At 65.2% G+C, this 9,319-nt stretch carries 8 protein-coding genes; 3 read left to right on the top strand and 5 right to left on the bottom strand.

Annotated features, from left to right (window positions below; all coding sequences use genetic code 11):
• From NKH59_RS30355 to NKH59_RS30345, 3 genes are all read left to right on the top strand, one after another.
• The coding region (locus NKH59_RS30355; RefSeq protein ID WP_353023975.1) for a homocysteine S-methyltransferase family protein at positions 1-459 on the top strand (459 nt) is incomplete at its 5' end.
• Positions 459-1,640 (top strand): pyridoxal phosphate-dependent aminotransferase, encoded by a 1,182-nt coding sequence (locus NKH59_RS30350; RefSeq protein ID WP_352539644.1) that lies wholly within the window; start codon positions 459-461, stop codon positions 1,638-1,640. The genes NKH59_RS30355 and NKH59_RS30350, both read left to right, overlap by 1 nt.
• Positions 1,637-4,111: a GcvT family protein gene (locus tag NKH59_RS30345; RefSeq protein ID WP_353023973.1), complete on the top strand. Its 2,475-nt coding sequence runs from the start codon at positions 1,637-1,639 to the stop codon at positions 4,109-4,111. The genes NKH59_RS30350 and NKH59_RS30345 overlap by 4 nt, the downstream gene beginning before the upstream one ends.
• A 6-nt stretch (positions 4,112-4,117) precedes the next feature.
• Here the strand turns inward: NKH59_RS30345 and NKH59_RS30340 are convergent, their stop codons facing one another.
• The 5 genes from NKH59_RS30340 to NKH59_RS30320 form a co-directional block, all read right to left on the bottom strand.
• A complete protein-coding gene (locus NKH59_RS30340) occupies positions 4,118-4,699 on the bottom strand; it encodes an NAD(P)H-dependent oxidoreductase (protein WP_352681637.1) in 582 nt (193 codons plus the stop codon).
• A 225-nt stretch (positions 4,700-4,924) separates the two neighbouring features.
• Positions 4,925-6,325 (bottom strand): FAD-binding oxidoreductase, encoded by a 1,401-nt coding sequence (locus NKH59_RS30335; protein ID WP_502904268.1) that lies wholly within the window; start codon positions 6,323-6,325, stop codon positions 4,925-4,927.
• Positions 6,322-7,620, bottom strand: a complete 1,299-nt coding sequence (locus tag NKH59_RS30330) for a cytosine deaminase (protein WP_352539761.1) — start codon at positions 7,618-7,620, stop codon at positions 6,322-6,324. Before NKH59_RS30330 ends, NKH59_RS30335 begins: the two co-directional genes overlap by 4 nt.
• A gap of 17 nt (positions 7,621-7,637) precedes the next feature.
• Entirely contained in the window at positions 7,638-8,489 is an 852-nt protein-coding gene (locus tag NKH59_RS30325; RefSeq protein WP_352539641.1) for an ABC transporter permease, read from the bottom strand.
• A complete protein-coding gene (locus NKH59_RS30320; RefSeq protein WP_352539640.1) occupies positions 8,476-9,318 on the bottom strand; it encodes an ABC transporter ATP-binding protein in 843 nt (280 codons plus the stop codon). The genes NKH59_RS30325 and NKH59_RS30320 overlap by 14 nt, the downstream gene beginning before the upstream one ends.
• Between the last annotated feature and the right edge of the window lies 1 nt (position 9,319).

The raw sequence follows: 9,319 nt of genomic DNA, 5'->3' as shown, positions 1-9,319 counted from the left end.
GAGGCGCGCGCCGCGGGGCCCGCGGGGGCGGAAAGGGGCAAGCCCGTAGGGGAGTCGCGGACGCTTGCCGACCACGGCACGCCGCGCCTGCGCAGCGGCGAAGCCATTGCGGCGGCGGCGGGCGCTCTTGCCGGCCTGCCCGTCGCGGCCCGGCTGATCAATTGCTGCCGGCCCGAAGCGATCGCTGCAGCGCTGCCCGAACTGATCGCTCTCGGCGGTCCGGTCGGCGCTTATGCCAACGGCTTCACCTCGATTGAGGCGCTCAAGCATGGCGGTACGGTGGAAGTGCTGCACGCCCGCCACGACCTCGATCCGGATGCCTATGCCGGCCAGGCGGTCGATTGGGTCGAGGCCGGCGCCGGCATTGTCGGCGGCTGCTGCGAAGTCGGACCGGCCCACATCGCCGCGCTGCGCGACCGGCTCGAACAGGCCGGTTATGAAATTTCGGGAGCAGCATAATGCCCAGGCCATCATCGCGCATTTCCGGCATCGTGCCTTCGGGCAAGGATGGCTGGGAGGTTCATTCCGCTGCCTGGGCGCGCAAGCAGGCCGGCGAGGACATCATCATGCTGTCGGTCGGCGACCATGATTTCGACACGCCGAGCGAGACGATCGAAGCCTGCGTGACGGCGGTTCGCGCCAGCAATCACCACTACACCCCGCTTGCCGGCGTTCCGCGCCTGCGCAAGGCGATGGCGGCGGCCTCGACGCGTTGCACCGGGGTTGCGACAAATCCCGACCAGGTCATCGCCACGCCGGGCGGGCAGGCCGCGCTTTACGCGGCCATTCAAGCGGTTCTCGACCAAGGCGACCATGCCATCGTCGTCGCGCCCTATTACGCCACCTATCCCAACACCTTCAGTGCGGCGGGCGCCGAGTTCAGCGTCGTCGAGACCCCCGCCGAGGATGGCTTTCAGCCGCGCGCCGCCGACATCCGCGCCGCCCTCCGGCCGAACACCCGCGCCATCCTGATCAACACGCCGAACAATCCCACGGGCGCCGTCTATTCGCGCGAGCGCCTGGAAGAGCTGGCGCAGATCTGCCGCGAACATGACCTCTGGCTGCTGTCGGACGAGGTCTACTGGACGCTGGGCGGCGGCGAGCACGTCTCACCACGCTCGCTGCCCGGCATGGCCGAACGCACGCTGGTCATCAATTCGATGTCCAAGAGCCACGGCATGACCGGCTGGCGCATGGGCTGGCTGACCGGGCCGGAACCGATGGTCTCGCTGCTGACCGACCTCAATCTGGTGATGACCTACGGCCTGCCGGCCTTCATCAGCCTCGCCTGCGCCGAGGCGCTCGAAAATGGCTACGGCGTCAAGGAGATCGCCGAGCGCTACGCCGCGAGGCGCACCGTCGTCCTCGATGCCATGCGCGGTATGAACAACATCACCGTGCGCGGCTCCGAAGGCGGCATGTACGTCATGCTCGACATATCGGCGATCGAGCCGGACGACGAAAAATTCGCCTGGGCCTTCCTCGACCAGGAAAAGGTCGGCGTCATGCCCGGCTCGAGCTTCGGCGAGGCTGCAGCCGGCCACATCCGCTTCAGCCTCTGCCAGCCTGAGCCGGTGCTGATGGAGGCTGCCACGCGCCTGCGCCGCTTCGCCTCCAGCTATGGTCGCGAGGCCGCATGAACTCCCCGCCCACCAAAACCATTCCGACCAAGGCCATTCCTCCCAAAGCGCGGGCGGTCATCATCGGCGGCGGCGTCTCCGGCTGCTCGGTCGCCTATCATCTGGCCAAGCTCGGCTGGACCGATATCGTGCTGCTCGAGCGCAAGCAGCTGACGTCGGGCACGACATGGCACGCCGCCGGCCTGATCGGCCAGCTGCGCGGCTCGCAGAACATGACGCGGCTGGCGAAATACTCGGCCGACCTCTACGTCAAGCTGGAGGCCGAGACCGATGTCGGCACCGGCATGCGCCAGGTCGGCTCGATCACGGTGGCGCTTACCGAGGAGCGCAAGCACGAGATCTATCGGCAGGCGTCTCTCGCCCGCGCCTTCGATGTCGATGTGCGCGAGATTTCGCCTAGTGAAGTCAAGCAGATGTACCCGCATCTCAATGTGTCAGATGTGGTCGGCGCCGTGCACCTGCCGCTCGACGGCCAGTGCGATCCGGCCAATATCGCCATGGCGTTGGCCAAGGGCGCGCGCCAGCGCGGTGCGACGATCGTCGAGAACGTCAAGGTGACCAAGGTGCATACCAGGGCCGGCCGCGTCACCGGCGTTTCCTGGGCGCAGGGCGACGAACAAGGCCTGATCGAGGCCGATATCGTCGTCAACTGCGCCGGCATGTGGGCACGCGAGCTTGGCGCCCAGAACGGCGTCACCATCCCGTTGCACGCCTGCGAACATTTCTATCTCGTCACGGAACCGATCCCCGGGCTTTCCCGCTTGCCGGTGCTGCGCGTGCCGGACGAGTGCGCCTACTACAAGGAAGATGCCGGCAAAATGATGCTCGGCGCGTTCGAGCCGGTGGCCAAGCCCTGGGGCATGAACGGCATAAGCGAGGATTTCTGCTTCGACCAGTTGCCGCAGGACATGGACCATTTCGAGCCGATCCTGGAAATGGGCGTCAACCGCATGCCGATGCTGGCCACCGCCGGCATCCACACCTTCTTCAACGGCCCCGAGAGTTTTACCCCCGACGACCGCTATTATCTCGGCGAGGCGCCGGAGCTTTCCGGCTACTGGATGGCGACCGGCTACAATTCGATCGGCATCGTCTCCTCCGGCGGCGCCGGCATGGCGCTGGCGCAATGGATCAATGACGGCGAGGCGCCCTTCGACCTCTGGGAGGTCGACATCCGCCGCGCCCAGCCGTTCCAGAAGAACCGCCGCTATCTCAAGGAGCGCGTCTCCGAAACGCTCGGCCTGCTCTATGCCGATCATTTTCCGTACCGGCAGATGGCAACCTCGCGAAACGTCCGCCGCTCGCCGCTGCACGAACATCTGAAGGCGCGCGGCGCGGTGTTCGGCGAGGTCGCCGGCTGGGAGCGCGCCAACTGGTTTGCGCGGGAGGGCCAGGAGCGCGAATACCGCTATTCCTGGAAACGGCAGAACTGGTTCGACAACCAGCGCGAGGAGCATCTGGCGGTCCGAAACGGCGTCGGCCTGTTCGACATGACCTCGTTCGGCAAGATCCGCGTCGAGGGCCGCGACGCCTGCGCTTTCCTGCAAAGGCTCTGCGCCAACGACATCGACGTGGCGCCGGGCAAGATCGTCTACACCCAGATGCTCAACCAGCGCGGCGGCATAGAGAGCGACCTCACCGTCTCGCGGCTGTCCGAAACAGCCTTCTTGCTCGTCGTGCCCGGCGCCACGCTGCAGCGCGACCTGGCCTGGCTGCGAAAACACCTTGCCGACGAGTTCGTCGTCATCACCGATGTGACCGCTGCCGAAGCCGTGCTTTGCCTGATGGGCCCGGATTCGAGGAAGCTGATCCAAAAGGTCAGCCCCAACGATTTCTCAAACGGGAACAATCCGTTCGGCACCTTTCAGGAGATCGAGATCGGCATGGGCCTGGCCCGCGCCCACCGCGTCACCTATGTCGGCGAGCTCGGCTGGGAGCTTTATGTCTCGACCGACCAGGCCGCCCACGTCTTCGAGGCGATAGAAGAAGCCGGCGCCGACGTCGGCCTGAAGCTATGCGGCCTGCACACGCTGGATTCCTGCCGCATCGAAAAGGCTTTCAGGCATTTCGGCCACGACATCACCGACGAGGACAATGTGCTGGAGGCCGGGCTGGGTTTCGCGGTGAAGACCGCCAAAGGCAACTTCATCGGCCGCGATGCGGTGCTGAAGAAGAAAGAAACCGGCCTGTCACGCCGGCTGGTGCAGTTCCGCCTGAACGACACCGAGCCGCTGCTCTTCCACAATGAGGCGATCCTGCGCGACGGCAAGATCGTGGGTCCGATCACCTCGGGCAATTACGGTCATCATCTCGGCGGCGCAATCGGGCTTGGCTACGTGCCTTGCAAGGGCGAGAGCGAGGCGGATGTCCTGTCGTCGTCCTACGAGATCGAGATCGCCGGCGAGCGCTTTGCCGCCGAGGCCTCGCTCAAGCCGATGTACGATCCGAAGGCGGAACGGGTGCGGATGTAGCGCACCTCAGAACGCGTCGATCCTGGCCGCGACTTTCGCCACGAACCTCGTCCGACTGCCCTCGGTCGACAGGTTCATCGAGTAATGCGCAAGGTAGGAAACCGACCCGCCGGGCTTGATCGTCGCACGCAGCACCCGCTTGACCAGCTTGCGCGGCGGGTCACCCATCAGCATGGCTCGGAACCGGCTGCCGCCATAGGTCGTGACCGCGACCACCTTGCGGATGTTGTGCAGTGACGGCTGCACCTTGCCGTCGACCAGCTTGAACGACACGCCGGGCAGGAAGACGCGATCGAAAAAGCCTTTCAGAATGGCCGGATAGCCGAAGTTCCACACCGGAAACGACAGCACCAGCGCCTCGGCCCGCAACAGGCGCTCGACATAAGGCGCCGCCGGATCGCCGGCACTGCGCGCGTCGTGATAGGACAGCCGCTCGGCGTGCGTCAGCCTGGGATCGAAACCCTCGGCATAGAGATCGCAATCGTCGACCACATGGCCGGCCGCTTTCAGCCGCTCGACGATGGTCCGGTGCAGGCCGGCATTGAAGCTGGTCTCCACAGGATGAGCATAGAGGACGAGAATGTTCACAGGAGAACATCTCGCAAGTCGGCACCAAGCACCCCCCTCTGCCCTGCCGGGCATCTCCCCCTCAAGTGGGGAGATCGGCTGTCAGTATCGCGTTCGCCACTCGACGACGTTGGAAGATGGTCGAGACGATGGAACTGCCAATCTCCCCCCTTGCGGGGGAGATGCCAAGTGGTGGCAAAGAGGGCAGGCCAGAGGGGGGTACAGCGCCACACGCCCGTCATCGTCTCAACCCGCCTTCTCCAGCCCCTTGAACAGGAACGACTTGCCCGAGCGATAATCATAGTCCGGGTTTTCCCAGGCGATCATCTTGCCCGGATTGAGCAGCCCTTGCGGGTCGGTTTCGCGCTTGAAGGCGAGCTGCACCTCGTCGGTGCGCTTCATGCCGCCTTCTTCCAGCGTGTAGCGGTGCGGGTTGAAGATCCAGCAGCCATTGTCCTCGTGGATGCGGATGATCTCGTCGAGCCGCTCCGCCGTGGTGAAGCGCACCAGCGGCAGCCCTGCAATGCCGATTGCGCCGTCGAAGCGGATGAATTCGAGATGCGCCGGCACCTCGTCGCCGAAGCGGTCGACCATCGCCTTGACGTGGCCGAGGTGGTCCGGCGACGGGTAGCGGGTCTGCAGGTAGGTGATCGTCGGATCGACCCGGATGGCACGCAGCGTCGTGTGGTTCCAGGTCAGCTCATAGGCCGGCGGCAATCCCTTGAGATCGGCCTCCTTGTCGGCGCGGAAGACGATCTCGCCCTTGCTGCGCGCCGTGAAGGCGAGGAAGGCATCCATCGCATGCGGTGCGATCATCAGGACGACGATGCTTTGGCCGCGCCGGAAAAACCGCTGGTGGCGCTTGAAGTAATCGTAGGGGATGGGTGCTGCGATCGGCGTGACCAGTTTTGCCAGTATGCCGTCCTGGATGGCGAGGTCGTTGCCGAAGCCGGCCGCATCCATGAAATCGTCGAAGCCGACGATGACGTCGATCCAGTCATAGCTGGCGGTCAGCGGCATCTCGACTTCGGTGATGATGCCGTTGGTGCCGTAGGCGTGCATGACCTTCAGCACGTCCTCGCCGGTGAGCTCCATGACCCGCGGCCGTGCCTCCATCGTCACGGTCCTCAGCCGGATGACGTTGCCGAGGTCGCGCAGTCCGCCCCAGCGGATCGAGCCGATACCGCCGGAGCCGCCGGCGACGAAGCCGCCGATCGATGCCGTGTTGTAGGTCGACGGCGACATGCGGAGCTCCTGGCCGGAATGCGCCCGCGTCGCTCTGTCGATGTCGGCGAGCACGGCGCCGGGGCCGGTGACGACACGGCCGGGGGCAATCGTCTTGACCGCGTTCATCTCGGCGAGATTGAGCACGACGCCGCCGGACAAGGGCATCGCTTGGCCGTAGTTCCCGGTGCCGCTGCCGCGCGGCGTCACCGGGACGCCATGCCGGTGGCAGGCGGCGAGAATGCGGACGACCTCGTCTTCGGTTTTCGGCGTCACGATCAGGTCACCGGTGACGTGTTCGAGCTGCTGCTTCAGCACCGGGCTGTACCAGTAGAAGTCGCGGCTCTTCTGCTGGACGATCGCCGGATGGTCGTCGATCTTCAAACCGTCCAGGTCGCGCTTGAGCGCCGCAATATCCATCATTCCACCATCAGATCATCGAGTTCGGCATAATCGGGCAGCTGGCGCTCGATCGCATGCCCGTCGCGCACGACGATGCGATCCGATTCGGGCCGTGACAGCAATTCCGTCCAGCTCCGCCCCTTGAAGACGACGAAATCGGCCGGCGCTCCGGCGGCAAGCGTGCCGAAACCATCGAGCCGCATTACCTTGGCCGGCGTCGCGGTCACCGCCTGCGGCCAGTCGGCGACGGGATGGTCGAGATGCAGGATGCGCGTCGCCATGCGGTAGACCTCCAGCATGTCGAGATCGCCATAGGCGTAGAACGGGTCGCGCGTATTGTCGGAGGCGACGGCGACGGCAATGCCGCGCGCCTTCATCTCGTGCAGCAGCGTCACCCCGCGCCAGCGCGGCGTTGTCCTGTCGCCTCGCCGGTCCTGCAGATAGAGATTGCACATCGGCAGCGACACCACCGCCAGGCCCGCCTTGGCGACCTTGTCCAGGGTGTCGAGCACGTCGAGATCGGGCTGGCGCGCCAGCGAGCAGCAATGGCCGACCAGGATGTTCCCGTCAAAACCGTTCCAAAGGGCGGCTTCGGCGATTTTCTTCAGCGAGATCGCCGAGACATCGTCGGTCTCGTCGGCATGGAAATCGAGGTCGAGGCCATGCTTGATCGCCTGCGCAAACACCTGGTCGAGCAATTCTTCGAGATCCGGCACCATGTAGGTGACGACGCCGAGGACACCCTTGGCGGCAGCCACCCGTTTGGCCAGCCTCTCGAACCATTTCCTGTCGCGCACGCCCTCGATGCCGAGCAGGCAGGCTGCCTGCAGCTCGATGCGGCCGCGCCATTTCTCCCGCATCGTCTCGAACACCGGCCAGGAGATCTCTTCCTGCGGCGCGACGCTGTCGAGATGCGTGCGCAGCGCCCTGGTGCCGTGCGCGTAGGCGCAGCGCAGCGAAAAATCCATGCGGCGGGCAACGTCGTCGGCGCTCCAGCGCGCCGCGCGGTCGGCGCCGGTGGCGTTCAAAGCGCCCATGAAGGTGCCGTCCGGGTTGGGCTTTCGGGGCCAGATATGGCCCTTGTCGATATGGGTGTGGCAGTCGACAAAGCACGGCAGCACGATGCGGCCGCCGAGGTCGGTGGCGTCCGCCGGTGCGTTGGATCGATGCGCCGTAATCCCGGAGATCTTGCCATCGGCGACGGCAATGTCCGCGAGCGCAAATCCGTCGGCGTCAAAGGCAGCCGCAAGCCCCGGCGTCAGCGACGCGTGAAGCCGGACGTTGGAAAGATGGTAGGAACCAGAAGCCGGTATCAAGGCGGCGCTGCTCACCATCACCGCTCCTGCCTCAGCGCGCTCTCGTGCCAGCGCCGCAAAATGAGATGCGAAATCAGCGACAGCACCAGGAAGATCAGGATGCCGGTGAGCGAGATCAGGATCAGCGCCGCGAACAGCCTTGGCGCGTTGAGCCGGTAGCCGGCCTCGATGATGCGCGAGGCGAGGCCGGACGACTGGCCGGTGGCGCCGGCGACGAACTCTGCCACCACCGCGCCGATCAGCGACAGGCCGCCGGCGATCTTCAGCCCGCCGAGGAAATAAGGCATCGCCGCCGGCAGCCGCAGATAGCGCAATTGCTGCCAGCGGGTCGCACCGTTGAGCTTGAACATGTCGCGCAGATTGCGGTCGACGGAATTGAGGCCGAGCGTGGTGTTGGAGAGGATCGGGAAGAAGGCGACGATCCAGGCGCAAAGCAAAAGCTTCGTCGTCTGGTTGTCGACATAGATATTGATCAGCGGAAAGATCGCGACGATCGGCGTCACCTGCAGCACGATGGCGAACGGAAAGAACGACATCTCCACCCATTTCGACTGAGCGAACAGCACTGCCAGCCCGACACCGCCGACCACGGCGAGGAGCAGGCTCAAGAAGGTGATCCTGAGTGTCACCAGCAGCGAGGAGAACAGCAGCCCGGCATCGTCGTGCAGCGTTTGCAGCACCACGCCGGGGCGCGGCAGTATGTATTTCGGGATGTCGTTCCAGACACAGATGCGGTCCCACAGCCAGATGGCCAGGATCATGATCACCAGCGGCAGCAGCCATCTGCCGATGCGCTCGAAGCGCTCCTGGCGGACGCGGCGCGCCTCCTCCGGGTCGAGCGCCAGGACTGGTTCTTCAATGGCCGTCATGATGCGGTCCGGCAGTTGAGTTGATGGAGCCGATCAGCACGTCGGATGCCTGGCGGCAGAGCGCGGCATAGTCGGGCGAGGTGCGAAACGCCTCGTCGCGCGGATAGGATGCATCGACGGCAAGCTCGGCAAACACCCGGCCCGGCCGCGCCGCCATGACGACGATGCGGTTGGAGAGGAATACGCTTTCGAAGACGCTGTGGGTGACGAAAACGACGGTAAAACGCTCATCCTGCCATAGCTCGAGAAGGTCGTTGTTGAGCTTGAAGCGGGTGATCTCGTCGAGTGCGGCGAACGGCTCGTCCATCAACAGAATGCGCGGCTTGGTCACCATGGCGCGGGCGATCGAGACGCGCATCTTCATGCCGCCCGACAGTTCGCGCGGCACGGCATTCTCGAAGCCGGTCAGGTGAACCCGCGCCAGCATCTCCATCACCGCCGGCGCCGCCTTGGCCCGCGACACGCCCTTCAGCCGCAACGGCAGCCAGACATTGTCGAAGACGTCGGCCCAGGGCAGCAGCGTCGGCTCCTGGAAGACGAAGCCGATATTTGAACGGCCGCCGATATTCGAACGCTCGAGGGCGCCGCTGCCGCGCCAGTCGAGCACGCCCGAGGTCGGCGTCGACAGGCCGGCAATCAGCCGCAGCGCCGTCGACTTGCCGCAGCCCGACGGCCCGAGCAGGCTGAGGAAATCGCCTTCCCGGATCGTCAGCTCGACATTGCTGAGCGCGGTGACGCCGTTGGAAAACACCTTGCCGACACCGCGCAGCGCCAACAGCGTCGGCCCTGGTATACTTCCTGGCTGTTGCGCCACTTTCTCCAGCTTCACG

This window comes from Mesorhizobium sp. M0998 (genome assembly GCF_040318885.1).
In the GTDB taxonomy this organism is placed as follows: domain Bacteria; phylum Pseudomonadota; class Alphaproteobacteria; order Rhizobiales; family Rhizobiaceae; genus Mesorhizobium.
Note: the sequence above shows the minus strand (reverse complement) of the source record. Positions and strands in the feature narration are given on the sequence as shown.